Below are 24,429 nucleotides of genomic sequence, written 5' to 3' on the forward strand. Positions count from 1 at the left end.
GGTCAGCGCCGCGGCGTCGGGCTCCCCGGCGCGGGAGCGGGACCGGTCGAGCAGCGAGAGCCGCATCAGAACGCGTACCGGACGCGCAGCCACGGCGCGTGGTGCGCGATCAGCTCCTGCAGCCGCTCGACGCCGGCCCGCTTGACGTCGTTGCGGTAGCGCACGTTCCACTGGCCGTTCTGGCTGCGCTTGGGCTGCTGGATGTCCGGCCGCCACAGCAGGTCCTCGGCCTTGGGGTGCCAGCCGAGGTTGACCTCGTGCAGGTCGCGGTTGTGGGTCAGCAGGATCACTTCGGCGGCCGCCTGGGCCTTGGCCGCGGGGGAGAGGGTGTCGTCGAGCTGCCGCAGCAGCTGCGCCCAGTCGGCCTCCCACCCGTCGCGCAGCACCACCGGCGAGAGGTTGAGGTGCACCTCGTACCCGGCCTCGACGAAGTCGTCGACGGCGGCGACGCGCTCGGCGATGCGGCTGGTGCGGACGTCGATCAGCTTCGAGTCGGCGTCGGGCATGAGCGAGAACCGGATGCGGGTGCGGCCCTGCGGGTCGAGGTCGAGGAGCTGCCGGTTGACGTGCTTGGTGGCGAAGGACGCCTTGGCGGTGGGCAGCTCGCGGAAGGTGGCGACCAGGTCGGCGACGTTGTCGCTGACCAGCGCGTCGACCGAGCAGTCGCTGTTCTCGCCGATGTCGTAGACCCAGCTGACCGGGTCGCACTGGTCGGGCTCGGCCTTGACGCCCTGCCGGGCGACGTGCCGGCGCACGTACCCGGTGATCTGCTCGATGTTGGTGAACACGGTGATCGGGTTGGCGAAGCCCTTGCGGCGCGGGACGTAGCAGTACGCGCACGCCATCGCGCAGCCATTGGCCGTCGAGGGCGCGATCCAGTTCGACGAGCGGCTGTTGGGCCGGGCCGACAGCGACTTCTTGACGCCGAGCACCAGCGTCTCGGTCTTGACGCGCACCCAGCGCTCGACGTTGCCCTCGTTGCCGTTGAGCTCGGGGATCTGCCAGTGCGAGGGGACCTCGACGATCTCGGCCGCCGGGAAGCGGGCGAGCACGTCACGGCCGCGGGCGGAGTCGAGGGCGGCCGGCTCGGCGTACACGGTGCGCACGTCGAGCAGGCGGGTGGGGGAGGGGACGGGAGCAGTCGGGACGGCGGACGGCGAGGGTGCGGCTGCCACGTGGGTGGACAGCGCTCCTGCGGGGGGTCCAATTCCCGCGCTGACCTGCGGGAACCGTCACACGGGTGAGCGTCAGGGGCGCCGGTCGGGGACGACGTCGTCGAGGTCCAGCCGGCCGGCCTCGAGGTCCTCGGCGAGCTCCTCGACGGAGCACCCAGTGGCGTAGGCCGCACCGCGCAGGATCACCAGCGCGGTGGCCGCGTCGGTGTCGAGGGCCAGGCCCGCGCGGCCGGCCGCCCGCAGCACCGCCGCCCGGCGGACCGCCTCCGGCCCGTGCAGCCAGGCCGGGCCGCTCTCGGCCGGCCAGTCCGACCACACCGCCGCCTCGGTCAGGGCAGCGGTGACCATCTCGCCGACCGCCACGGCGGAGAACACGTCGAGCTCGGGGACCGACGTCTCGTCGGTGAAGTAGAGGTCCAGCGCCCCCGCGCCGGCGAGGTCCTCCCGCAGCGGGAGGGCGACCGCCGCGCGGAAGGGCGTCTGGACGACGAGCAGCTCCGCGTAGGGCGGCCACCGGCGGTGCAGGTCGGCGAGGACGGCGAAGACCGGCTGCCGCGTCTGCTGCGCCTCGATGCAGGGGCCGGTGCCCACGGTGAACTGCAGCCGCTCGGCGCAGGCCGCCTCGGGGCTGCTCGCCCCCAGCGGGATCCGTCGCCCGGCCACGTCCACGACCGACAGCCCGGCGGCGTCCACCCCGAGCGTGCGGGTGGCGGCCCGCGACAGTCTCACGGGCAGCAGTTCGGCGGCGGGGGATCCGCTCGCGGTCTCCTCGTCGAGCGCGGAGGCGAACCGCATGGCGATGGTCATGTCAGGTGCATACCCGCGCCCAACCGTCCGGCTGCAGGGAGGGACGGGGTCACGCCGCCTGGTCGGGCCGGTGGGTGTAGGCCGCCTCGCGGACCGCCTCGTCGGACTCCAGCCCGGCCCCCAGCGCGCCACCGACCGTGGCCAGCGAGCTGGTCAGCCAGGCCAGCTCCAGGTAGTCCCCGAGCGAGGCGGCGTGGCCCAGCCCCTCGGCGAACAGCCCCGACGGCACCAGCAGCAGCGCCCCGGCCAGGGCGAGGGCGAACAGCGTCGCGTACAGCGTGAGGACGCCGATCACCACGGTCGCGACCGTCGCGAGGTTGAACAGCGCCACCTGCTTGCGCACCCGCCGGGAGCCGGCCCGCTCCCACAGCTGCGCGCCGACGACCAGGGTGACGCAGATGGCCACCACCGAGCCCAGCCCCACGGCCGACAGCCGCAGCAGGCCGAACCGGTCGGCCAGCCGCCAGATGTCGGCGGTCACCAGCGCGAACACCCCGGCGGCGATCGCCGCGGTCAGGGCCCGCGACAGCCGGATCGTCAGCCGCCAGGGCCGGTTGGCGCGGACCATGCCGACCAGCAGCGTCAGGTTGCCCGACAGCACCCGCGCGGTGAAGCGCACGCCCTCGGCGGTGTCGGCGGGGTCGGTGGCCAGCTCGCGCACCCGCCGGCGCAGCGCCTCGGGGTCGCCGTCGCCCTCGTCGTCGCCGAGGAGGGCGTGCACCAGCCCGAGCGAGGTCTGCAGCGCCCGCCGGCGCCGCCCGACCGCCCCCAGGGCCGGGAGCGACAGCACGGCGACGCCGTGCACCGGACTGGCGTGGGCCACCACCGTGCGGCGGTCGACGGACAGCGGCAGGTCGGTGACGCAGACGGCGAGGTCCCACTCCTCGGCCAGCAGCCGTGCCCGGGCGGCCGCGACGATCTCGGTGTCGTCGGCCGGCGGGCGCACCAGCCCGTCCTCGACGACCCGCACGTCCCACACCACGTCGGGGTGGCGCTCGCGCAGCGCGCCGGCCAGGTCGCCGGCGAGGTCACCGGCCACCTCGGCCGCCGCGCCCGGGGCCGCGACCAGCCCGAGGACGACGTCGGGCGCGGCACCGGCGCCGACCTCCGGGCCCGGTGCGGGTGCCGCGGTCACAGCGTCAGTTCGATCTCGCCACCGGTGCGCCACTCGACCATGACGATGCTCGCGTCGTCCTGCAGCTGCCCGGCCTGGTGGGCCATGACGCTGCCCATGAGCCGGCGCATCGTCTCCGGCGGCGGGTCGCCGGCCAGCTCGGCGCGCACGACCAGGTCGGCCAGCCGCTCCTCGCCGAAGAAGGCGCCGTCGGGGGAGCGCGCCTCGACCACGCCGTCGGTGTAGAGCAGCACCCGGTCGCCGGGGCGCAGCTGCACCTGGCACAGCTCCGCCGCGGCGGCCTGCAGCCCCAGCGGGCGGGCCGGGCGGCAGGCCGGCGGTCGGATCAGGGCGCCCTCGCGCACGACCAGCGGGTCGGGGTGCCCGCAGTTGACCCAGCGCAGCAGCCCGGTGTCGAGGTCGAGGCGGGCGATGGCGGCGGTGGCGAACTGGCTGCCGGTGAACTGCCCGGCGATGACGGCGTCGATCGCGGCCGCCGTGCCGGGGAGGTCGAGGTGGTCGCGGCGGGCGTGCCGGTAGGCACCGACGGCGGCGGTCGACAGCAGCGCGGCGGGCAGGCCGTGGCCGACGGCGTCGAGGACCATGAGGTCGACCAGCGGGCCGTTGACGGCGTAGTCGAAGGTGTCACCGCCGATCCCGTAGGCGGGCTCCAGCGCGCCGGTGACCACCACGCGGTCGCTGGCGTAGGTGAGCGGCGGGAGGAGCTCCCACTGGATCTCCGCGGCCAGCGTCAGAGGCCGGCGCCGGCGCAGCCGGGCGAACACGTCGCTGTAGGCGTCGCGGGTGACGACGAGCTCGGCGACCACCGCGGCGAGGGACCGCACGTCGTCCTCGTGCTCCGGGGTGAGGTCGCCGGCGAGGACGTACTCCAGGACGCCGACCCGCTCGGCACCGTCGAGCAGCGGCACCCACAGCGTGGCGGGGCCGTCGTGACCCACGGCGTGCACCGGCTCCACCCGGCGGAAGGCACGGCCGGCCAGCGAGCCGTCGATGGTCAGCTCGTGGCGGGCGGGCACGTCCTCGCCGGGGACGGGGACGAGGACGTGCTGCGCGTAGTCGGCCACGTAGACGACCGCCTCCCGGGCGCCGAGCCGTTGCGCCTGCGCCGAGACGACCGTGCCGACGCGGTCGGCGGACAGCAGGTGCGACGCACGCAGCAGCGCCCGCAGGGGGTCCTCCGCGGAGGGAGTCGTCGGGGTGGCCACGAGGCAACAGGGTGTCATCCCGGTGCGCCGCGGGGGCTGCGGCTCGGTCAGGTCCGGGCGGCGAGGACCTCGGTGTAGACCTGCACGGTCTGCTGGGCGATCGCCGGCCAGCCGAACTCCGAGAGGACCCGCTCGCGGCCGGCGGCGCCCATGCGGGCGGCGCGGTCGGGGTCCTGGAGCAGCTCGGTGGTGCGCGCGGCCAGGCCCGCCTCGAACGCCGCGACGTCGTCGGGGTCGTAGGGGACCAGCAGCCCCGTCTCGCCGTCGGCGACCACCTCGGGGATGCCGCCGACGGCGCTGGCGACCACGGCGGTGCCGCAGGCGGCGGCCTCGAGGTTCACGATCCCGAGCGGCTCGTACACCGAGGGGACGACGAACACCGTCGCGCCGGTGATCAGCGGCACCAGCTGCTCGCGCGGCAGCATGGCCTCGATCCACACGACGCCCGGCCGGCGGGACTGCAGCTCGGCCACCGCGTCGGCGACCTGCTGCCGCTCGGCCGGGGTGTCCGCGGCGCCGGCGCACAGCACCAGCCCCGCGTCGGGCGGCAGCTGCTCGGCCGCCCGCAGCAGGTGGACGACGCCCTTCTGCCGCGTGATGCGCCCGACGAACAGCGCGTAGGGCCGGTCGGGGTCGACACCGAGCGAGCGGACGACGTCCGGTGCCGGCGTCGGCCGGTAGGCCTCGGCGTCCACCCCGTTGCCGACGACGTGCACCCGGGCCGGGTCGAGGTCGGGGTAGGCGTCGAGGACGTCGGCGCGCATGCCGTTGCTGACCGCGATCACGCCGTCGGCGGCGAGGTAGGCAGTGCGCTCGACCCAGGAGGACAGGCGGTAGCCGCCGCCGAGCTGGTCGGCCTTCCACGGCCGGCGCGGCTCCAGGGAGTGCGCGGTGACCACGTGCGGCACCCCGTGCACCAGCGCGGCGAGCAGCCCCGCGCCGTTGGCGTACCAGGTGTGGCTGTGCACCAGGTCCACGCCGGAGAGCGCGGCGGCGATCTCCACGTCGGTGCCCAGCGCCTGCAGTGCGCCGTTGGCGCCGCTCAGGCCGGCCGGCACCGCCCAGCCGGTGGCGTCGGCGCGCGGGGCGCCGAAGCAGTGGACGTCGATGTCGGGGCCCGCGGGCAGCGAGCGCAGCGCCGCCACCAGGTGCTCGACGTGCACGCCGGCACCGCCGTAGACGTCCGGTGGCCACTCGCGGGTGACGATGCCGATGCGCACGCCGGTCACCCTAGGAGGCCCCCTCGCTCCCCACACCTCGCGCGCTCGGCGCGGGCCCGCGCGAGAGGGCCGGGAGCCGGTCAGGTCACACGGGACGCCGACAGCGGCTACGTTCCCCTCATGCGTGGCGGTCCCCGGGTGCTCGGCATCGTCCTGGCTGGTGGAGAGGGCAAACGACTGGCCCCCCTGACCCAGGACAGGGCCAAACCGGCGGTGCCCTTCGGGGGCAACTACCGGCTCATCGACTTCGTGCTGTCCAACCTGGTGAACGCCGAGATCCGGCAGATCGCCGTCCTGACGCAGTACAAGAGCCACAGCCTCGACCGGCACATCACCACGACGTGGCGGATGTCGAACCTGCTCGGCAACTACGTCACCCCGGTGCCGGCCCAGCAGCGGCTCGGCCCGCGCTGGTACACCGGCAGCGCCGACGCGATCCTGCAGAGCCTCAACCTCATCTACGACGCGCGGCCCGACATCGTCGTCGTCTTCGGCGCCGACCACGTCTACCGGATGGACCCGGGCCAGATGATCGACCAGCACGTGCAGACCGGGGCGGGCGTGACCATCGCCGGCCTGCGCGTGCCGCGCCGCGAGGCGACCGAGTTCGGCGTCATCGACGCCGACGCCGAGGGCAAGGTGCGCGGCTTCCTCGAGAAGCCGGCCGACCCGCCGGGGCTGCCGGACTCCCCGGAGGAGTCCTTCGCCTCCATGGGCAACTACGTCTTCTCCACGGACGCGCTGCTGGAGGCCCTGCGCACCGACGCCGAGGACGCCGACTCCGCGCACGACATGGGCGGCTCGATCATGCCGATGCTGGCCGACGCCGGGGCGGCCTGGGTCTACGACTTCTCCACCAACATCGTCCCGGGCGCCAGCGAGCGCGACCACGGCTACTGGCGCGACGTGGGGACCATCGACTCCTACTTCGACGCCCACATGGACCTGGTGTCGGTCACCCCGGTGTTCAACCTCTACAACGACCGCTGGCCGATCCTCACCCTGCCGCCCCAGCAGCCGCCGGCGAAGTTCGTGCTCGGCGGCCGCGCCGAGGAGTCGATGGTCAGCGCCGGCGCGATCATCGGCGGCGGGTCGGTGCACAACTCGGTGGTCTCACCGGGCGTGCGGGTCGACCGGGGCGCGCGGGTCGAGGACAGCGTGCTCATGGACGGCGTGCTCGTCGGCGAGGGCGCCTACGTGCGCCGGGCGATCCTCGACAAGAACGTGGTCGTCCCGCCGTGGGCGCGCATCGGCGTCGACTCCGGCGCCGACAAGGAGCACTACCACGTCAGCGCCGGGGGAGTGACCGTGCTCGGCAAGGGCGTCCGCGCCCACGTCTGAAGGACCCCCGTGCCCCCCGACCCTCGCTCCGCTCGGGCCGGGCCCCTGCACGAGGGCCGTTCCAGCACGTCACCTCTCGTCGTCACCCTGCTGCTGGCCGGGGAGGCGCAGGCCCGGTTCGACCGGCTGCGCGCCGAGCACTTCCCGGCCGACCGCAACCACCTCTCTGCGCACGTCACCCTCTTCCACGCCCTGCCGGGGGAGCAGCGGCCCGCCGTCGACGCGGCGCTGGCCGCCGCCGCGGCGCGCCCGCCGTTCGACGTCGCCGTCACCGGCGTGCAGCTGCTCGGCCGCGGCGTGGCCTACCGGCTGGCCGCCCCGGAGCTGACCGCCCTGCACGCCGGCCTGGCCGCGGAGTTCGACCCGTGGCTGACCCGGCAGGACCGGCAGCGGCTCTCGGCGCACGTCACCGTGCAGAACAAGGTGGAGCCGGCGCGGGCCCGGGAGCTGCGCGACCGCCTCGAGGCGGGCTTCGTCCCGCACGCGGTGCCCGCCCGCGGGCTCGGGCTGTGGCGCTACCTCGGCGGCCCGTGGGAGCCGCTGGCCGAGCACCCCTTCCGCTGACCGGCCCCCGGGCGGCAGGGAGGTCCCCGCCTAGCTGCGGCGGGTGGCCACCAGCAGGCCGGCGCCGATCGGCAGCACGGCGGAGACGAGGTCCTCGTCCTCGCGGACGGTGCGGGCCAGCTCCCGCCAGGCCACCGTCTCGGGGTCGCGGGCCGCGCGGTCGCCCATCCGGTCGCCGGCCAGCAGCCCGTGGCAGGTGAGCGTCCCGCCGGGGCGGACCAGGCCGACCAGGGCGCCCGCGTGCGGGGCGTACTCGGCCGGCCGCCCGGCGCAGGCCACCAGGTCGTAGGCGCCGGGGGACAGCCGCGGCAGCACCTCGGCGGACGTGCCGAAGATCAGGCGGGTGCGGCCCGGGGGGACCCCGGCGTCGGCGAGGGCCTGCCGGGTGGCGCGCAGCTGTGCCGGGTCGGTGTCGAGGACGGTGAGGACGCCGTCGGGCCGCATGCCGCGCAGCAGCCACAGCCCGGCCACCCCGCCGCCGCTGCCGATCGAGACGACCGCGCGGGCGCGGCTGCCGGCGGCGAGGACGGCGAGGGTGGCCCCGACGGCCGGCTCCACGGGCAGCGGGCCGCCCAGGGCGGTGGCCCGGGCGCGCGCGGCGACCAGGACGGGATCCTCGGCGGCGTAGCGGTCGGCCCACGCGGCGCCGCCGGTGCCGCCGGTCCGCGGTCCCTCGGCGATCGTCACCGGGTGAGGTTACCGACCGTGACCGGACGCAGCCGGGAACCGAGCCTGTGCGGAGCCTGGGAACGGGAACACCGGGGTGCCCGCCGTCCGTTGGACCGCACGTGACACCCCAGCGTGCCGCCGTCCCCCCTGCCACCGGTCCGGGGGAGGTCGGCGGTGTGCGGGTCCGGGATACTGGAGGCGTGCCCGAGGCCACCGCCCCCCTGCCCGCCGACGACCAGCCCGCCGTCGGCGCCGGTGAGGTGTGGGTGGCGCCGACCTGGGAGCAGGTCGTGCGGGACCACTCCGCCCGCGTCTACCGGCTGGCCTACCGCCTCTCCGGCAACGCCCAGGACGCCGAGGACCTCACCCAGGAGACCTTCGTCCGGGTGTTCCGCTCGCTGGCCGACTTCTCGCCGGGCACGTTCGAGGGCTGGCTGCACCGGATCACCACCAACCTGTTCCTCGACATGGTCCGCCGCCGCCAGCGGATCCGCTTCGACGCACTGCCCGAGGACACCGAGCGGCTGCCGGGCACCGCGCCCAGCCCCGAGCAGGTCTACGCCGACACCCACCTCGACCCGCAGGTGCAGGCCGCCCTCGACGCCCTGCCGCCGGAGTTCCGCGTCGCCGTCGTCCTGTGCGACATCGAGGGGCTGACCTACGAGGAGATCGCGACGACCCTCGGCATCAAGCTCGGCACCGTGCGCAGCCGCATCCACCGCGGCCGCGTGCAGCTGCGCGCCGCCCTGGCCCACCTCGCCCCGCGCGGGGTGGCGGCACCGGGAGCGAGCGCATGAGCCTGCCGGAGAGCCACCTGGCGCAGGAGGCGATCGCCGCGCTGGTCGACGGCGAGCTGGCCAGCGGCCCGGCCGCCCGGGCCGCCCGCCACCTGGCCGGCTGCCTGGAGTGCCGCATGGCCGTCCAGGCCCAGCGGGAGGCGAAGGCCGCGCTGCACGCCGCTGCCGACGTCGCCGTCCCCGGTGACCTGCTCTCCCGGCTGTGCGCCATCCCGTTCACCGCCGACGTGCCCGGTGGCGGCGGGCTGGGCTCGATCGCCGTGGGCCCGGGCCAGCTGACCGTCTCCGACACCTCCGGCCGCTGGACCGTCTCGCTCGACGACCCGCCGCAGACCCCGGCCGCTCCGCACCAGGCGCGGTGGCTGCGCCGCGGCGTGGCCGGCACGCTGGCCGGCCTGGGCATCGGCGTCGCCGTCCTGGCGGTCAACCTGCCCGACGCCGACAGCCGGACCCCGGGCGTGCCGCCCGCGTCGGTGGCCGGGCCGTCGGCACCCGACGAGCGCACCGAGGTCGTGCCCCCCGTCGTGCGGACGTCCACCCAGGGCCCCGGCTCCGCCGCCGCCGCGCCGGGCGGGACGCCCTGACCGGCGGGTCGGGTCGTACCCGCCCCGCACGCCGCCCCCGCCCGTCGGGTCCGTGGGGGACGCTGTACCCGTGACGTCCCCCGACCCCCGGGAGCCCGGGGCCGTCGACGGCGGACCCGCCGTCGACGCCGACCGCGCGCAGTTCGCCCGGCCCGCCGGCGCCACCGGCCCGTTCGACCCGCCCGAGCGCACCCGCCCCGCCGTCGTCCCCCCGCCGCCCGCCGACCCGGCGCACCGGGCCGCGTTCGGCCGTCCCGCCACCGTCCCCGGCGGCTTCGCCGGCGACCGGCCGACCCCGCCGCCGCGGCCGGCGCTCCCCCTGCCGCCCGAGGCCGTGCTGCGCGCCTTCCGCGCACCGGCCGGGCAGTCCGGCCTGCAGGAGCCGCCCGGCGGGCGGCTCGGGCGCCGCCGCACCTCGGCCGGTCCGTGGTGGAAGCCCGACGCGCGCAGCGACCCGTGGCGCGACCCGCACGCCCCGGCCGGTCTCACCGGCCCGGCGGTCTACGCGGAGGAGGAGTCCGAGCAGCCCGGCCCGGTCGTCGTCGACCGCCGGGGCCGTCGCAGGCTGCGGCTGCGCGACCTGTCGGTCCGGGTGGCCGCCCTCGTGGTCCTCGCCGTCCTGCTGGCCGGCGTCCTCGGGGGCGGGGTGGGTTACCTGCTCACCCGCGAGGCCGCGGAGACCCCGCTGCTCGCCCCGGGGACGACGCTGTCGCGGACCGACGACGGCGTCACCCGCGAGCCCGGGTCGGTGTCCGACATCGCCGGCGCGGTCGCCCCGGCAGTCGTGTCGATCGAGGTGCGCGTCGGTGAGGTGGGCGCCACCGGGTCCGGCGTGGTCGTCGACGGCGAGAACGGCTACATCGTCACCAACAACCACGTCGTCTCCGGCGCCGACGGGGTCGAGGGCGCGCAGATCCGCGCGGTCTTCAGCGACGGCGCCGGCTCCGAGGCGCGCATCGTCGGCCGCGACCCGGCCAGCGACGTCGCCGTCGTGAAGGTGGACCGGCCCGGGCTGGTCACCGCCTCGCTGGGCAGCGCCGACGACCTCGTGGTCGGCGACCCGGTCGTGGCCATCGGCTCACCGCTGGGGCTGGCCGGCACGGTGACCAGCGGCATCGTCAGCGCGCTGGACCGGCCGGTGCGGCTGGCGGGCGAGGGCAGCGACACCAACGCGGTGATCAGCGCCGTGCAGACCGACGCCCCCATCAACCCCGGCAACTCCGGCGGGGCGCTGGTCGACGCCACCGGCGCGGTCATCGGCATCAACACCGCGATCGCCTCGCTCGGGGGCGGCAGCGTCGGGCTCGGCTTCGCCATCCCGATCGACACCGCCCGCGACGTCGCCGAGCAGCTCATCGCCACCGGCAGCGCGGTGCACGCGTCGCTCGGCGTCAGCACCCGGTCGGTCACCGACGGCACCCGCGACGGCGCGCTGGTCCTCAACGTCGAGCCGGGCAGCGCCGCGGCGGACGCCGGCGTCCAGGAGCAGGACGTCGTCATCGCCGTCGACGACCGGCCCGTGGGCAGCTCCGAGGAGCTCGTCGTCGCCGTCGACGCCCACGAGCCGGGCGACGTGGTCACCCTCGAGCTGATCCGCGACGGGGCGTCCACCACGGTCCAGGCGACGCTCGACCAGGCCTGAGCAAGGACCCCGTCCTCCCCACCCTTCGCAGGCTCAGGATGGGACCCGGGACGGGGCCGCGCCGAACTACTCTGGAAGGGCGGCCGTCGCAGGCGGCAGGAGGGCGGGAGCGGCGGGTGTTCGACTCGATCGGCTGGGGCGAGATCGTCGTCCTCGCGCTCGCCGCGCTGTTCATCTTCGGGCCCGAGCGGCTGCCGCACCTGGCCAAGGACGCCGCAGCCGGGCTCAAGCGGGTCCGCGAGGCGCTCACCGGTGTGCGGGCCCAGGTCGACGAGTCCCTCGGCGAGGAGCTGGCCGGGCTGCGCGACCTCGACCTGCGCCGGTACCACCCGAAGACGTTCATCCGCGAGCAGCTGCTCGCCGACGAGGACGCCCCGCCGGTGCGCCGCGGCAGCGCCACCGGCACGGCGGGCCTGGCCGCCGGGGGTGCCGCGAGCGGTGCCACCGCCGCCGGCCTGGTCACACCGGGCCGCGACGTCGCCCGTCCCCGCGACCGCGCCACCCCGCCGCCGTTCGACGTCGACGCGACGTGATCTGCCGGCCCACCGCCGACCCCACGGCCACGTCCCCCTGCCGCTGAGCCTGCCCGACAGCCGAGAGGCCCGGCCCCCGTGCGGGGGGCCGGGCCTCTCGGCTGTCGGTGACTCAGCGGCGGACGGGGGTGAGCCCCAGCGACATCCCGGACAGCCCGCGCTGGCGGACGGCGAGGGAGTCGGCGATCGCGGCCAGCGCCTTCGCCGAGGCCGACTCGGGGTCGGCGAGCACGATCGGCGCACCGGCGTCGCCGGCCTCGCGCAGCCGGGTGTCGAGCGGGATCTGGCCCAGCAGCGGCACCCGCGCACCCAGCGTGCGGGTCAGCGCGTCGGACACCGTCTGGCCGCCACCGGAGCCGAAGACCTCCATGCGGCTGCCGTCGGGCAGCTCCATCCACGACATGTTCTCGATGACGCCGACCACCTGCTGGTGGGTCTGCGTGGCGATCGCGCCGGCGCGCTCGGCCACCTCGGCGGCGGCGAGCTGCGGCGTGGTCACCACGAGGATCTCGGCGTTGGGCAGCAGCTGGGCGATGGAGATCGCCACGTCGCCGGTGCCGGGCGGGAGGTCCAGCAGCAGGACGTCGAGGTCGCCCCACCACACGTCGGCGAGGAACTGCTGCAGCGCGCGGTGCAGCATCGGGCCGCGCCACACGACCGGGGTGTTGCCCGGGGTGAACATGCCGATCGAGATGACCTTCACGCCCATCGACTGCGGCGGCATGATCATGTTGTCGACCTGGGTCGGCTTGTCCTCGACGCCGAGCATGCGCGGCACCGAGTGGCCGTAGATGTCGGCGTCCACGACGCCGACCGACAGGCCCTTCTTCGCCAGCGCGGCGGCCAGGTTGACCGTGACGCTGGACTTGCCGACGCCACCCTTGCCGGAGGCGACCGCGTAGACGCGGGTGAGCGAGCCGGGCTGGGCGAACGGGATGACCGGCTCGGCCGCGTCGGTGCCACGGACGGTCCTGCGCAGCTCGGCGCGCTGCTCGTCGCTCATGACGTCCAGGCCGACCTGCACGGAGGTCACGCCGGGGACGGCAGAGACGGCCTGGGTGACGCGGTTGGTGATCGTCTCGCGCATCGGGCAGCCGGCCACCGTGAGGTAGACCTCGACGCGCACGGCGCCCGGGTCGCCCTCGACGCCGATCTGCACGTCCTTGACCATGCCGAGGTCGGTCAGCGGACGGTTGATCTCCGGGTCCTGGACGGTGGCCAGAGCGGCATTGACGGCGTCGAGCGCCGGGGAGCCGGTCAGCGTGTCGGACATGGGTGCGTGTGTCTCCTTCGACGGGGGGACCCGGCCTGCGACCCGCCGCGCGCGGCGGCGGCCTGCGACCCGGGCCACCTGCCACTGTACGGCGATCGGCACCGGGTGCCGCCCGGCGCGGGGGTGATGTGCTGCGCACTGCACCGGGCGCTGCGGTGCTGGTCGGCGCGGGGGTGCCCGGGTGGCCTCCCGGGGCCGACGGCGCCTCCCGGAGCGGTCGGTAGCGTCGGGTGCCGTGTCCTCCGCCCGCACCGCCGTCCTGCGCGACGCGATCGGGCTGGGGGTGGCCGTGGGCCTCTACGGCGTCGCCTTCGGCGCGGCCGCCGACGCCGCGGGCCTGGACGCCTGGCAGGCGCTGGCGACGTCGCTGCTGATGTTCACCGGCGCCTCCCAGTTCGCGCTGGTCGGCGTCCTCGGGGCCGGCGGCAGCGGGGCGGCCGCCGTCGGCAGCGCGCTGCTGCTGGGCACCCGCAACACCGTCTACGGCGTCCGGCTCGCGCCGCTGCTGGCCCCGCGCGGGCGGCTGCGCCGGCTGGGGACGGCGCAGTGGGTCATCGACGAGACGACGGCGCTGGCCGTCGCCGCCCCCGACCGCGGGCTGGCCCGGCTCGGCTTCCTCGCCGGCGGGGCCACGATCTACGTGCTGTGGAACGCCACCACGCTGGTCGGTGCGCTCGGCGCCGCGGCGCTGGGGGAGACCGCGCAGGCCGCCCTGGACGCCGTCGTCCCCGCCGCCTTCCTCGCGCTGCTGTGGCCGCGGCTGCGGGCCGGGGCCGAGGAGCCCGGCGTCGCCCGCCGGGTGGCGCTCGGCGGCGCGGCGGTGGCGCTGGCGCTCACGCCGTTCGTGCCGCCGGGGGTGCAGGTGGTGGCCGCCGTCGTCGCGGTGGCGCTGGCCGGCCGGCCCCGCCCCGGCCGGCCGGAGGTGGCGTCGTGAGCACCGGGACGCTGTGGGCGGTCGTGCTCGTCGGCTCGCTGGGCTGCTACCTGCTCAAGCTCGCCGGGCTGTCCGTGCCGGCGGCGTGGGTCGAGCGGCCGTGGGTGACCCGCGTGGTCACGTTCGTCCCCGCCGCGCTGCTGGCGGCGCTGGTCGCCGTCCAGGCGCTGACCTCGGGGCAGGACCTCGTGGTCGACGGCCGGTTGGCCGGGCTCGCGGTGGCGGCGGTGGCGCTGGCGCTGCGCGCGCCGTTCATCGTGGTCCTCGTCCTGGCCGGTGCCACCGGGGCGCTGGTGCACGTCCTGGGCGGGTGACCGTGCCGGAGTCCGAGACCCCGGCCGACGCGCGGGCCGCGATCGCCCGGCTCGACGGCGAGGTCGCCGCGCTGCTGGCCCGCCGCGAGCAGCTGGTGCGGGCGGCCGGCCGGCTCGGGACCGACGGCGTCGTCGTCCGCCCGGCGGCTCAGCCGACCGACTCGCGCCGTTCGCGCTCCGCGCGCTCGGCCTGCTTACGCGCCTTGCGCTCCCGCTTCTCCGCCTCCTCGCTGGTGTCCGAGACCAGCCGGGTGAGCTCGCCGCGGATGAAGTCGCGGGTGGCCAGCTCGCCGATCGCCACGCGCAGCGAGGCCAGCTCCCGGGCCAGGTACTCGGTGTCGGCGCGGGTGGAGGCGGCCCGGGCGCGGTCCTCCTCGGCCTGCACCCGGTCGCGGTCGGCCTGCCGGTTCTGCGCCAGCAGGATCAGCGGCGCGGCGTAGGCGGCCTGGGTGGAGAAGGCCAGGTTGAGCAGGATGAAGGGATAGGGGTCCCAGCGCAGCCGGACGGCGAAGACGTTGAGCGCGATCCAGACCACCACGATGAGCGTCTGGACGGCGAGGAAGCGCCCCGTCCCGAGGAAGCGCGCGATGCCCTCGGCGAACCGGCCGACCGCGTCGGGGTCCAGCCGCAGGTAGCTGCCCAGGCCGCGGGGCGAGCCGCGGGGGACGTCGAGGCGGCGGCCGTCAGCCACGGCGCGCCCGCTCCCGCCAGTCCTCGGGCAGCAGGTGGTCCAGGACGTCGTCGACGCTCACCGCGCCCACCAACCGGCCCTGCTCGTCGACGACGGGCGCGGCCACCAGGTTGTACGTGGCGAAGTAGCGGGTGACCTCGGTCAGCGGCGCCTCCGGCCGCAGCGGCTCGAGGTCGTCGAGCACCCCGCTGACCAGGGTGGACGGCGGCTCGCGCAGCAGCCGCTGGATGTGCGCCAGCCCCAGGTAGCGCCCGGTGGGCGTGGCCGAGGGCGGCCGGCACACGTACACCTGGCTGGCCAGCGCCGGGGTGATCTCCGGCTGGCGCACCCGGGCGAGCGCCTCGGCGATGGTCGCGTCGGGCGCCAGGATCACCGGCTCGCTGGTCATGATCCCGCCGGCGGTGTCCTCCGAGTACTGCAGCAGCTGGCGCACCGGCTCGGCCTCGTCGGGCTCCATGAGCTCCAGCAGCCGGTTGCGGTCGACGTTGGAGAGCTCGGCGAGCAGGTCGGCGGCGTCGTCGGGGTCCATCTCCTCGAGGACGTCGGCGGCCCGCGCCTCCTCGAGGGTGCCGAGGATGGTGATCTGCTCGGCCTCCGGCAGCTCGCCGAGGACGTCGGCCAGCCGCTGGTCGTCCAGGGCCTCGGCCACCTCGTGCCGCCGCTTGATCGGCAGGTCCTGCAGCGCGTGCGCGAGGTCGGCGGCGTTGAGCTCGCGGTAGGTGGCGATCAGTGTCTCGGCGCCCTGCCCGTGCTCGGACAGCGCCAGCCCGGAGACCTCGTCCCACGCCAGCTGGTGCAGCTGGCCGCGCCGGCCGATCCGGCCGGGCTCCTGGACGGCGAGGCGGGTGATCAGCCACTCGCCGGTGCGGGTCTGCTCCATGCCGGCGTCGACGACGGTGCCCCGCCGCCCGGACTCGCGGATGGTGACCGTGCGGTCCAGCAGCTCGCCGAGGACGAGGGTCTCGCCGCGCCGCTGCTCGAAGCGCTTGAGGTTGAGCGTCCCCGAGCCGAGCACCACCGCGCCGGGGTCGACGGCGGTGACCCGGCCCATCGGCACGAAGATGCGCCGGCGGGCCACGACCTCGACGACCAGGCCGAGCACGCGGGGGGAGGCCGTGCCCACCCGCAGCGCCACGACGGCGTCGCGCACCCGGCCCACGCGGTCGCCGTTGGGGTCGAAGACGGGCAGTCCGGCGAGCCGGGAGACGTACGCCCTGGTCACCGTGGTCACGGTGGCTGAGGCTACCGTCGGTGCGTGGCCACCCCTGCCTCCGTGGCGTACGAGGTCGTCGACGTCTTCGCGCCGCGGGCCTTCGCGGGCAACCCGCTGGCCGTGGTGCTCGACGCCGACGACCTGAGCACCGAGCAGTGCCAGGCGCTGGCCAACGAGTTCGCGCTGTCGGAGACGTCGTTCCTCAGCGCGCCCACCGAGCCGGGCGCGAGCTACCGGGTCCGCATCTTCACGCCCTACGCCGAGCTGCCCTTCGCCGGTCACCCGAGCGTCGGGGCGGCGCACACGCTGGTCCGCACCGGGCGGCTGCCCGCGGGCACGCTGCGGCAGGAGTGCGGCGCCGGCGTGCTGCCGATCGAGGTCACCGGCGAGGGCGCCACGCTCACCGGCGGCCGGCCGACCCTCGAGGACGGCCCCGACCCGGCGGTCCTGGCCGCGGCCGTGGGCCTCGCCCCGGCCGACGTCGTGGGGGTGCCGGCGCACGTCGCCGGCTGCGGCCTGCCGTTCGCCTTCCTCGCGGTGCACCCCGGCGTCGTCGACCGCGCCGTTCCCGACCCCGCCGCGCTCGCCCCGCTCGGCGTGGGGGAGGGCATCTCGGTGCTGGCCTGGGACGCCGCGACGTCGACCGCCCGCGCCCGCGTCTTCGCCCGCGACCTGCGGTGGGGCGAGGACCCGGCCACCGGCTCGGCCGCGCTGGGCACGGGGGTCTGGCTGGTCGCCGCCGGGCTGGTCGCGCCGGACGGCACGTCGGCCTACACGGTCGGCCAGGGCGAGGCCATGGGCCGGCCCTCGGTGCTGTCCTGCACGGTCTCCGCCGAGGCCGGCCGGACGACGGCGGCCACGGTGTCCGGCGCGGTGGTGCCCGTCGCCACCGGCCGCATCCGGGTGCCGGGGTGAGCCTCGGGGAGGCCACCACCGCTCCCTCACCGTGGGCGGTGCACCGCCCGGGCACCCGCGACGTCGTCCTCATGGGGATCGCCGTCGTCGGCGTCTCGTTCTCCGGGCCGCTCACCGCGCTGGTGACGACGTCGGTCCTGGCCATCGCCTTCTGGCGCAACGCCGCCGGCGCCGCGCTGCTCGTGCCGGTGCTGCTCGGCCGCGAGCGGGCCACCCTGGCCGGCCTGCGGCCGCGGCACCTGGGCACGTCGGTGCTGGCCGGGCTGTTCCTGGCCGCCCACTTCGCCGCGTGGCTGCCGAGCCTGTCGATGACGACGGTCGCCGCCTCCACGGCGCTGGTCACCACGACCCCGATCTGGACGGCGCTGGCCGCCCGCGTCTCCGGCGTCCGGTTGCCCGGGCCGGTGTGGTGGGGGCTGGCGCTCGCCGTGGTCGGGGCCGCGCTGATCGCCGGGGTCGACGTCGCGGTGAGCCTCGAGGCGCTCGCCGGCGACGGGCTGGCGCTGCTGGGGGCGCTGTGCGCCGGCGGCTACATGCTGGCCGGCGCGCGGGCGCGCACCCGGCTGGCGACGTCGGCCTACTCGGTCGTCTGCTACTCCACCTGTGCCGCCGCGCTGGCCGTCGCCGCGCTCGTCGCCGGGGTGCCGCTGGCCGGGTTCAGCGCCCGCGACTGGTGGCTGATCGCCGCGATCACCGTCTGCGCGCAGCTGCTCGGGCACACGCTGCTCAACCTGGTGCTCTCCAGCGTCGGGCCGACCGTCGTCGGGCTGGCGATCCTGCTCGAGGTGCCCGGTGCGCTGCTGGTCGCGCTGGTCCTGCTGGGGCAGACGCCGCCGCTGCTGGCGCTGCCCGGGATGGTCGCCGTGGTCGCCGGGGTGGCCCTCGTGGTGCGCGCCGGCCGGCCGGCGACGCCGGTCGAGCCGGTCACCTGAGGCAGGACCCGGTCGCACCCCGCCAACCGCGGGTTCCCGGCGGGGCCCTGCGACGGGGCCGGTGCGCGTCGTTACCCTCCGGTGGCCGATCCCCCCTACCAGCGGAGGCACCGTGGCCGAGCTCCGATCCCGCCGTTCCAACCTCGCCGTCCCGGGCAGCAACCCCCGGTTCCTGGAGAAGGCGAAGGGGCTGGGCGCCGACCAGGTGTTCCTGGACCTCGAGGACGCCTGCGCGCCGCTGGCCAAGCCCGGCGCCCGGAAGAACATCGTCGCGGCGCTGAACGAGGGCGGCTGGGGCGAGAAGATCCGTACCGTCCGGGTCAACGACTGGACGACGGAGTGGACCTTCACCGACGTCATCGAGGTCGTCGGCGGGGCGGGCGCGAACCTCGACTGCATCATGCTGCCGAAGGTCGCCGACGCCGGTCAGGTGCAGGCGCTGGACATGCTGCTGACCCAGGTCGAGAAGGCCAACGGCCTGGAGGTCGGCCGGATCGGCATCGAGGCGCAGATCGAGACCGCGCAGGGCCTGATCAACGTCAACTCCATCGCGTTCGCCAGCCCGCGGATCGAGACGATCATCTTCGGCCCGGCCGACTTCATGGCCAGCATCAACATGAAGTCGCTCGTGGTCGGTGCCCTGCACCCGGACTACGCCGGTGACCCGTTCCACTACATCCTCATGCAGATCCTCATGGCCGCCCGCGCCCGCGGCGTGCAGGCCATCGACGGGCCCTTCCTGCAGGTGCGCGACGTCGAGGCGTTCCGCGAGGTGGCCAAGCGCTCGGCGGTGCTGGGCTTCGACGGCAAGTGGGTGCTGCACCCCGGCCAGGTCGACGCGGCCAACGAGATCTACTCGCCGTCCCAGGCCGACTACGACCACGCCGAGCTGATCCTCGACGCCTACGACTGGGCGACCTCGGAGGCCGGCGGCAAGAAGGGCTCGGCGATGCTCGGCGACGAGATGATCGACGAGGCCAGCCGCAAGATGGCGCTGGTCATCGCCGGCAAGGGCCGCGCCGCGGGCATGAGCCGCACGTCGTCGTTCACCCCGCCGGAGTCCTGAGCTTCCCCGCAGGCGGAGGAGGCGATCCCCACGTCCGCGGCCCCGCCGACGTGGGGATCGCCTCTGCCTCGTCCTCGGGTGCCTCGTCCTCAGGTGCCTCGTCCTCAGGGGGCGAAGGAGGACCCGACCGTGGCGACGGCGATGATCGCGATGACGATGCCGAGGACGGCGAGGCCGGTGGCGATGCCCCCGACGACGATCCCGGCCAGCGCCAGACCGTCGCCCTCCTCGCCGGTCTCCCGGATCTGGCGGCGCGCGAGGATGCCGAGCACGAGGCCGACCGGGGCCGCGACGAACGCGAACACCAGCGCGAGGATCGCCAGGGTGTTGGTGGGCCGCCGGTAGGGCGGCCAGCCCGGCGGCGGGCCGTACCCGGGAGGCCCGTAGGCCGGCGGCGGACCGTACTGCGGCGGGCCGTACGCCGGGGGCGGCTGGCCGGGCGGGGTGCTCCGGGGATCGGGGCTGCTGCTCATCGCGTCCTCCTCGCTGGCACCGCGGACCGTAGACGCCACGGGCCCGGCGCGGGGGGACCGTGACCGGGCCGGGTGACCGGGCCGGGTGACCGGGCCGGGTGACCGGGCCGGGTGACCGGGCCGCGTGACCGGGCCGCGTGACCGGGGACACGACGACCGCCCCGGGGCGGTGGGCCATACTCGCCGGTAACACGGACACCGGAGTCCCGGAGGAGCAGACGTGGCCCGACTGGCGCAGACCGCCGACCTGACCGACGTCCAGAAGGAGATCCTGACGACGGTCAGGAGCTTCGTGGACAAGGAGATCATCCCGCACGCGCAGGAGCTCGAGCACGCCGACGCCTACCCGACCGAGATCGTCGAGGGGCTCAAGGAGCTGGGCATCTTCGGGCTGATGATCCCCGAGGAGTACGGCGGCCTGGGGGAGTCGCTGCTGACCTACGCGCTGGTGGTCGAGGAGATCGCCCGCGGCTGGATGAGCGTCAGCGGTGTCATCAACACCCACTTCATCGTCGCCTACATGATCCGCCAGCACGGCACCCAGGCGCAGAAGGAGCACCTCCTGCCGCGCATGGCCACCGGTGAGGTGCGCGGCGCGTTCTCGATGTCCGAGCCGGGCCTGGGCTCCGACGTCGCCGGCATCCGCACCAAGGCCGTGCAGCAGGCCGACGGCGACTACGTCATCGACGGCCAGAAGATGTGGCTGACCAACGGCGGCTCCTCCACGCTGGTCGCCGCGCTGGTCCGCACCGACCTCGGTGCGGACAAGGCCCACCAGAACCTGACGACGTTCCTGGTGGAGAAGCCCGCCGGCTTCGGCACCGTGGCCCCCGGGCTGACCATCCCGGGCAAGATCGACAAGATGGGCTACAAGGGCGTGGACACCACCGAGCTGGTGTTCGACGGCTACCGCACCGGCGCGGACACGATCCTCGGCGGGGAGCCCGGGCGCGGCTTCGCGCAGATGATGGACGGCGTCGAGGTCGGCCGGGTGAACGTCGCCGCCCGCGCCTGCGGCATCTCCATCCGCGCCTTCGAGCTGGCGGTCGAGTACGCCCAGCAGCGGGAGACCTTCGGCAAGCCGATCGTGCAGCACCAGGCAATCGCCTTCCAGCTCGCCGAGATGGCCACCAAGGTCGAGGCCGCGCACCTGATGATGGTCAACGCCGCGCGGCTCAAGGACGCCGGCAAGCGCAACGACGTCGAGGCCGGCATGGCCAAGCTGCTGGCCAGCGAGTACTGCGCGGAGGTGACCACGCAGGCCTTCCGCATCCACGGCGGGTACGGCTACTCGAAGGAGTACGAGATCGAGCGGCTCATGCGCGAGGCGCCGTTCCTGCTCATCGGCGAGGGCACCAGCGAGATCCAGAAGACGATCATCAGCCGCGGCCTGCTCAAGGAGTACGGCCTCCGGCGCTGAGCGACCGCACACCGACCCCGTCCCGCACCGCGGGACGGGGCCGGTGTGCACCCGCAGCCCGCTCGTGCTCTGCCTGCACCTGTGGGCAGAGCACGAGTGGGCGGGACTCACCCCGCCGGCCGGCTCAGGTCGTAGACCGTGACGCCGTCGACGATGGAGGCGGTGTAGTGCTCGGCCACCCAGTCGGCGATCTGGGCCGACGCGGAGCTGCCGCCGTCGCTGTCCATCCCCATCCCGCCGCCGGCGATGAACCAGTGCACCTCGCCGTCGGCGACGTACTGCTGGAACTGCGCGAGCGTGGGGGAGGGGTCGCTGCCGTTGAACCCGCCGATCGCCATCACCGGCAGCCCGGTGGCGAGCTGGTAGCCCGCCGCGGTGTTGGAGCCGACCGCCGCGGCCGCCCAGGTGTAGGCCGAGGCGTCCTCGCTGAGCGCGGCGGCCATCTCCTGGCTGACCTGGCCGGCGTCGAGCAGCCCACCCGTCACGCCGCCGGGGCCGGTGGTGACGGTGCCGCCGGGAGCCGTGCCTCCTGGCGCCGCAGCTGCGCCGGCCCCGCCGCCGGGCACCCCACCGCCCGGCGCACCACCGCCCGGCACACCACCGGCCGGCGGGCCGCCGGCGAAGGTGCGTCCGGCCCCGCCGCCGGGTCCGGACGAGGCGCCGGCCACGGTCGGCCCCGCGCTCGGGATGGAGCCGGTGTGCGCGGTGACCGCCGTCTGCACGGCGTAGGCCCCTGGCCCGCCCAGGCCGGCGAGCACGCCGGCGGCCAGCACCGCGGCGACCACGGCCCGGCCGAGCCGGTGGACGGCGAGCAGCGCGGCCGCCGTCGCCAGACCGGCGACGAGCACCACCCAGCGCAGCCACGGCAGGAAGTCCGCCGAGCGGCCCAGCAGCACCCAGGCCCACACCACCGTGCCGGCCAGCGCGACGGCCAGCACCACCCGCGCCCAGGCCCGGACCCGCCGCCGCCACAGCAGCGCGCCGCCGATCGCGACCAGCGCGGCGATCGCCGGGGCCAGGGCCACGGTGTAGTAGGCGTGGAAGATGCCGGCCATCAGGCTGAAGGTCAGCCCGGTGACGGCCAGCCAGGTGCCCCAGGTGAGCAGCGCGGCCCGCCGCGGGTCGGTGCGCGGGGCCCGGCCCACGGCGACCAGCCCGGCGGCCAGCAGGACCAGCGCGGCCGGCAGCAGCCAGGCGACCTGGCCACCGATCTCGGCGGTGAACAGCCGGCCGAGCCCGGTCTCGCCCCAGCCGCCGCCCGGCGCGCCGCCGACGCTGCCGGTCTCCTCGCCGGTCAGCCGGCCCAGGCCGTTGTAGCCCCAGATCAGCTCCCACACCGAGTTGGTCTGCGAGCCGCCGACGTAGGGCCGCATCGAGGCGGGCACCAGCTCGACGACGGCGACCCACCAGCCACCGGCGACCACCATCGCCGCCCCGGCGCCGAGCAGCTGCAGGACCCGGCGGCGCAGCGTCGTGGGCGTGCAGACCAGCCAGACCAGCGCGAACCCGGGGACGACCAGCACCGCCTGCAGCGTCTTGGTGAGGAAGGCGAACCCGATCAGGACGCCGACGCCGACCAGGCCGCGGGTGGAGGCCCGCTCCAGCGACCGGGTGAGCACGTACGCGGCCGCGGTCAGCAGCAGCACCAGCAGCGCGTCGGGGTTGTCGAAGCGGAACATCAGCGCCGCCACCGGGGTCAGCGCGAGCGCCGCGCCGGCCAGCAGCCCGGGGCCGGGGCCGGCCACCCGGCGCACGGCCAGGTACAGCAGCCCGACGGTGGCCACGCCCATCAGCGCCTGCGGCACCAGCAGCGACCACGAGCCGAGCCCGAACAGCCGCACCGACAGCGCCATCACCCACAGCGAGGCCGGCGGCTTGTCCACGGTGATCGAGTTGGCCGCGTCGGAGGCGCCGTAGAAGAACGCCTCCCAGCTCTGCGACCCGGCCTGCGCGGCCGCCGCGTAGAAGGCGTTGGCCCAGCCCGACGCCGCCAGGTCCCACAGGTAGAGGACGCCGGCGGCGCCCAGCAGGGCGAGCAGGGCCGACCGGACCCAGCGCGGATCGGCGGCCGGCCCGCGCAGCAGTCGGCCGGTGCGTCCGGGACGGGACGGGGCGGCCGACGGAACCGGGCGAGCGGCGGGGGCCGCGGGTGGCGGCACGGTGGCGGTCATCGGGCGGTCTCCATCTCGGGAGCGGGCACGACGGCGTCCGGGCCGGTCGCCGGGCCGGGGGCGCGGGAGCTGCGGGATGTGCTGGAGGTGCGGAACACCCAGCCGCGCAGCAGGACGAAGCGCAGCAGCGTGGCGGCGGCGTTGGCGCCGACGAGCACGGTGAGCTCGACGGCGCGCGACGGGACGGCGACCAGCGCGTGCAACATCCCGAGCGAGCCGCTGGTGAGCGCGAGCGCCAGGGCGAGGACGACCAGGCCCTGCGACTGGTGGCGGCCGGCGCCGACGCCGCCGCGGATGCCGAAGGTGACCCGGCGGTTGGCCGCGGTGTTGGCCACCGCCGTCACCAGCAGCGCGACCAGGTTGGCCGCCTGGGCCGGGACGACGCCGCGCAGCAGGACGAACAGCGCCAGGTAGGCCGCGGTCGAGAGGACGCCGACGGCGGCGAAGCGCACCAGCTGGGCGGCCAGCGAGCCGGGGACGCCGGGCAGCGGGTCGGGCAGCGGCCCGCGGCCGATGGTGGCCCGCAGCCGGTCCAGCGGCAGCCGCCCGGTGGACAGCGCGCGCAGCATCCGCACGATCCCGGCGACGTCGGCGCGCGCCGTCCGCACGATGTCGACCCGGCTGTCGGGGTCGTCGACCCAGTCGACGGGCACCTCGTGGACGCGCAGCCCCGCCCGCTCGGCGAGCACGAGCAGCTCGGTGTCGAAGAACCAGCCGGTGTCCTCGACCAGCGGCAGCAGCTCGGCGGCGACGTCGGCGCGGATGGCCTTGAAGCCGCACTGCGCGTCCGACAGCGACGTGGCCAGCGTGCGCCGCAGCAGCAGGTTGTAGCCACGGGAGACGACCTCCCGCTTGAGCCCGCGCACGACCCGCGAGGAGCGCGACAGCCGGGTGCCGACGGCCAGGTCGGAGTGCCCGCTGACCAGCGGCGCGACCAGGGGCAGCAGGGCGGCGAGGTCGGTGGACAGGTCGACGTCTGTGTAGACGAGCACCGGCGCGTCCGAGCGCAGCCAGGCGGTGCGCAGCGCGCGCCCGCGTCCGGCCTCGGGCAGGGCGAGCACCTCGACGCCGGGCAGCTCCGCGGCCACCCGGTGGGCGACCTGCAGGGTGGCGTCGGTGCTGGCGTTCTCCGCCACGGTGATCCGGAACGGGTAGGGCAGGGACTCGGTCAGGTGGGCGTGCAGGCGGCGCAGGCACGGCTCGAGGTCGGTCTCCTCGTCGTGCACCGGGACGACGACGTCGAGGACCGGACGCCCGCGGCCGTGGTCAGCGGCGCGGTCGTGCGCGCCCAGCAGGAGCGGTGGCATGGGCGCCACGGTCGGCCCCGCGGCTGGGGTGCCCTGGTGGGAGCGCTG

Annotated in this window: 24 protein-coding genes; 12 read left to right on the forward strand and 12 right to left on the reverse strand. The window is 75.9% G+C overall.

The genetic code is table 11. From position 1 onward, the window contains the following. Positions 1 to 65: 65 nt before the first annotated feature. The 5 genes from ACWIZO_RS12260 to glgA all read right to left on the reverse strand — a co-directional run bounded on the left by ACWIZO_RS12260 (position 66) and on the right by glgA (position 5,542). Entirely contained in the window at positions 66 to 1,175 is a 1,110-nt protein-coding gene (locus ACWIZO_RS12260) for a spore photoproduct lyase family protein (protein ID WP_448642712.1), read from the reverse strand. Positions 1,176 to 1,247: 72 nt separating this feature from the next. Next, positions 1,248 to 1,982: a GAF domain-containing protein gene (locus ACWIZO_RS12265; protein WP_448642713.1), complete on the reverse strand. Its 735-nt coding sequence runs from the start codon at positions 1,980 to 1,982 to the stop codon at positions 1,248 to 1,250. A 49-nt stretch (positions 1,983 to 2,031) separates the two neighbouring features. Next, positions 2,032 to 3,117, reverse strand: coding sequence for a hypothetical protein (locus ACWIZO_RS12270; RefSeq protein ID WP_448642714.1), 1,086 nt, complete (start codon positions 3,115 to 3,117; stop codon positions 2,032 to 2,034). Next, a complete protein-coding gene (locus tag ACWIZO_RS12275; protein WP_448642715.1) occupies positions 3,114 to 4,322 on the reverse strand; it encodes a PP2C family protein-serine/threonine phosphatase in 1,209 nt (402 codons plus the stop codon). Before ACWIZO_RS12275 ends, ACWIZO_RS12270 begins: the two co-directional genes overlap by 4 nt. Positions 4,323 to 4,369: 47 nt before the next feature. Continuing rightward, positions 4,370 to 5,542: a glycogen synthase gene (gene glgA / locus ACWIZO_RS12280; RefSeq protein WP_448642716.1), complete on the reverse strand. Its 1,173-nt coding sequence runs from the start codon at positions 5,540 to 5,542 to the stop codon at positions 4,370 to 4,372. A 120-nt stretch (positions 5,543 to 5,662) separates the two neighbouring features. Here glgA and glgC point away from each other — a divergent pair, with 120 nt between their 5' ends. Together glgC and ACWIZO_RS12290 are read left to right on the forward strand one after the other, a co-directional pair. Next, positions 5,663 to 6,883 (forward strand): glucose-1-phosphate adenylyltransferase, encoded by a 1,221-nt coding sequence (glgC, locus tag ACWIZO_RS12285; RefSeq protein ID WP_448642717.1) that lies wholly within the window; start codon positions 5,663 to 5,665, stop codon positions 6,881 to 6,883. Positions 6,884 to 6,892: 9 nt separating this feature from the next. Then, positions 6,893 to 7,447: a 2'-5' RNA ligase family protein gene (locus ACWIZO_RS12290; protein ID WP_448642718.1), complete on the forward strand. Its 555-nt coding sequence runs from the start codon at positions 6,893 to 6,895 to the stop codon at positions 7,445 to 7,447. A gap of 30 nt (positions 7,448 to 7,477) precedes the next feature. Here the strand turns inward: ACWIZO_RS12290 and ACWIZO_RS12295 are convergent, their stop codons facing one another. Next, positions 7,478 to 8,134, reverse strand: coding sequence for an O-methyltransferase (locus tag ACWIZO_RS12295; RefSeq protein ID WP_448642719.1), 657 nt, complete (start codon positions 8,132 to 8,134; stop codon positions 7,478 to 7,480). A 182-nt stretch (positions 8,135 to 8,316) separates the two neighbouring features. Between ACWIZO_RS12295 and sigE the strand changes: the two genes are divergently transcribed. The 4 genes from sigE (at position 8,317) to ACWIZO_RS12315 (ending at position 11,672) form a co-directional block, all read left to right on the forward strand. Continuing rightward, positions 8,317 to 8,913: an RNA polymerase sigma factor SigE gene (gene sigE / locus ACWIZO_RS12300; protein WP_448642720.1), complete on the forward strand. Its 597-nt coding sequence runs from the start codon at positions 8,317 to 8,319 to the stop codon at positions 8,911 to 8,913. Continuing rightward, on the forward strand, positions 8,910 to 9,497 hold the full coding sequence (locus ACWIZO_RS12305) for a zf-HC2 domain-containing protein (RefSeq protein WP_448642721.1): 588 nt from the start codon (positions 8,910 to 8,912) through the stop codon (positions 9,495 to 9,497). The genes sigE and ACWIZO_RS12305 overlap by 4 nt, the downstream gene beginning before the upstream one ends. A 70-nt stretch (positions 9,498 to 9,567) precedes the next feature. Beyond that, complete coding sequence (locus ACWIZO_RS12310) at positions 9,568 to 11,139, forward strand: S1C family serine protease (RefSeq protein WP_448642722.1); 1,572 nt, start codon at positions 9,568 to 9,570, stop codon at positions 11,137 to 11,139. A gap of 116 nt (positions 11,140 to 11,255) precedes the next feature. Further along, a complete protein-coding gene (locus ACWIZO_RS12315; RefSeq protein WP_448642723.1) occupies positions 11,256 to 11,672 on the forward strand; it encodes a twin-arginine translocase TatA/TatE family subunit in 417 nt (138 codons plus the stop codon). A gap of 112 nt (positions 11,673 to 11,784) precedes the next feature. On the opposite strand, the gene ACWIZO_RS12320 is transcribed toward ACWIZO_RS12315, so the two are convergent. Then, positions 11,785 to 12,945: an Mrp/NBP35 family ATP-binding protein gene (locus ACWIZO_RS12320; protein WP_446758972.1), complete on the reverse strand. Its 1,161-nt coding sequence runs from the start codon at positions 12,943 to 12,945 to the stop codon at positions 11,785 to 11,787. A 235-nt stretch (positions 12,946 to 13,180) separates the two neighbouring features. Between ACWIZO_RS12320 and ACWIZO_RS12325 the strand changes: the two genes are divergently transcribed. Then, complete coding sequence (locus ACWIZO_RS12325) at positions 13,181 to 13,879, forward strand: AzlC family ABC transporter permease (RefSeq protein WP_448642724.1); 699 nt, start codon at positions 13,181 to 13,183, stop codon at positions 13,877 to 13,879. Then, on the forward strand, positions 13,876 to 14,193 hold the full coding sequence (locus tag ACWIZO_RS12330) for an AzlD domain-containing protein (RefSeq protein WP_448642725.1): 318 nt from the start codon (positions 13,876 to 13,878) through the stop codon (positions 14,191 to 14,193). Before ACWIZO_RS12325 ends, ACWIZO_RS12330 begins: the two co-directional genes overlap by 4 nt. A gap of 148 nt (positions 14,194 to 14,341) precedes the next feature. On the opposite strand, the gene ACWIZO_RS12335 is transcribed toward ACWIZO_RS12330, so the two are convergent. Together ACWIZO_RS12335 and ACWIZO_RS12340 are read right to left on the reverse strand one after the other, a co-directional pair. Then, on the reverse strand, positions 14,342 to 14,884 hold the full coding sequence (locus tag ACWIZO_RS12335) for a DUF1003 domain-containing protein (RefSeq protein WP_448642726.1): 543 nt from the start codon (positions 14,882 to 14,884) through the stop codon (positions 14,342 to 14,344). After that, the gene (locus tag ACWIZO_RS12340; protein WP_448642727.1) at positions 14,877 to 16,115 is read right to left on the reverse strand and encodes a magnesium transporter MgtE N-terminal domain-containing protein; all 1,239 of its coding nucleotides are present in this window, start codon (positions 16,113 to 16,115) and stop codon (positions 14,877 to 14,879) included. The genes ACWIZO_RS12335 and ACWIZO_RS12340 overlap by 8 nt, the downstream gene beginning before the upstream one ends. Positions 16,116 to 16,139: 24 nt before the next feature. Between ACWIZO_RS12340 and ACWIZO_RS12345 the strand changes: the two genes are divergently transcribed. The 3 genes from ACWIZO_RS12345 (at position 16,140) to ACWIZO_RS12355 (ending at position 19,010) form a co-directional block, all read left to right on the forward strand. Next, the gene (locus tag ACWIZO_RS12345; protein ID WP_448642728.1) at positions 16,140 to 17,012 is read left to right on the forward strand and encodes a PhzF family phenazine biosynthesis protein; all 873 of its coding nucleotides are present in this window, start codon (positions 16,140 to 16,142) and stop codon (positions 17,010 to 17,012) included. Next, positions 17,009 to 17,944, forward strand: coding sequence for a DMT family transporter (locus tag ACWIZO_RS12350; protein ID WP_448642729.1), 936 nt, complete (start codon positions 17,009 to 17,011; stop codon positions 17,942 to 17,944). Before ACWIZO_RS12345 ends, ACWIZO_RS12350 begins: the two co-directional genes overlap by 4 nt. Positions 17,945 to 18,056: 112 nt before the next feature. Next, positions 18,057 to 19,010 (forward strand): HpcH/HpaI aldolase/citrate lyase family protein, encoded by a 954-nt coding sequence (locus ACWIZO_RS12355; protein ID WP_448642730.1) that lies wholly within the window; start codon positions 18,057 to 18,059, stop codon positions 19,008 to 19,010. A 104-nt stretch (positions 19,011 to 19,114) separates the two neighbouring features. Here ACWIZO_RS12355 and ACWIZO_RS12360 read toward each other — a convergent pair whose 3' ends face one another. Then, positions 19,115 to 19,483, reverse strand: coding sequence for a DUF4190 domain-containing protein (locus ACWIZO_RS12360; protein ID WP_448642731.1), 369 nt, complete (start codon positions 19,481 to 19,483; stop codon positions 19,115 to 19,117). Positions 19,484 to 19,703: 220 nt separating this feature from the next. Here ACWIZO_RS12360 and ACWIZO_RS12365 point away from each other — a divergent pair, with 220 nt between their 5' ends. Next, positions 19,704 to 20,903, forward strand: a complete 1,200-nt coding sequence (locus ACWIZO_RS12365; RefSeq protein WP_448642732.1) for an acyl-CoA dehydrogenase family protein — start codon at positions 19,704 to 19,706, stop codon at positions 20,901 to 20,903. Positions 20,904 to 21,010: 107 nt separating this feature from the next. On the opposite strand, the gene ACWIZO_RS12370 is transcribed toward ACWIZO_RS12365, so the two are convergent. After that, on the reverse strand, positions 21,011 to 23,074 hold the full coding sequence (locus ACWIZO_RS12370) for an ArnT family glycosyltransferase (protein ID WP_448642733.1): 2,064 nt from the start codon (positions 23,072 to 23,074) through the stop codon (positions 21,011 to 21,013). Beyond that, positions 23,071 to 24,381: a glycosyltransferase gene (locus tag ACWIZO_RS12375; protein ID WP_448642734.1), complete on the reverse strand. Its 1,311-nt coding sequence runs from the start codon at positions 24,379 to 24,381 to the stop codon at positions 23,071 to 23,073. Before ACWIZO_RS12375 ends, ACWIZO_RS12370 begins: the two co-directional genes overlap by 4 nt. Positions 24,382 to 24,429: the final 48 nt, after the last annotated feature.

This window comes from Geodermatophilus sp. URMC 63 (genome assembly GCF_053502565.1).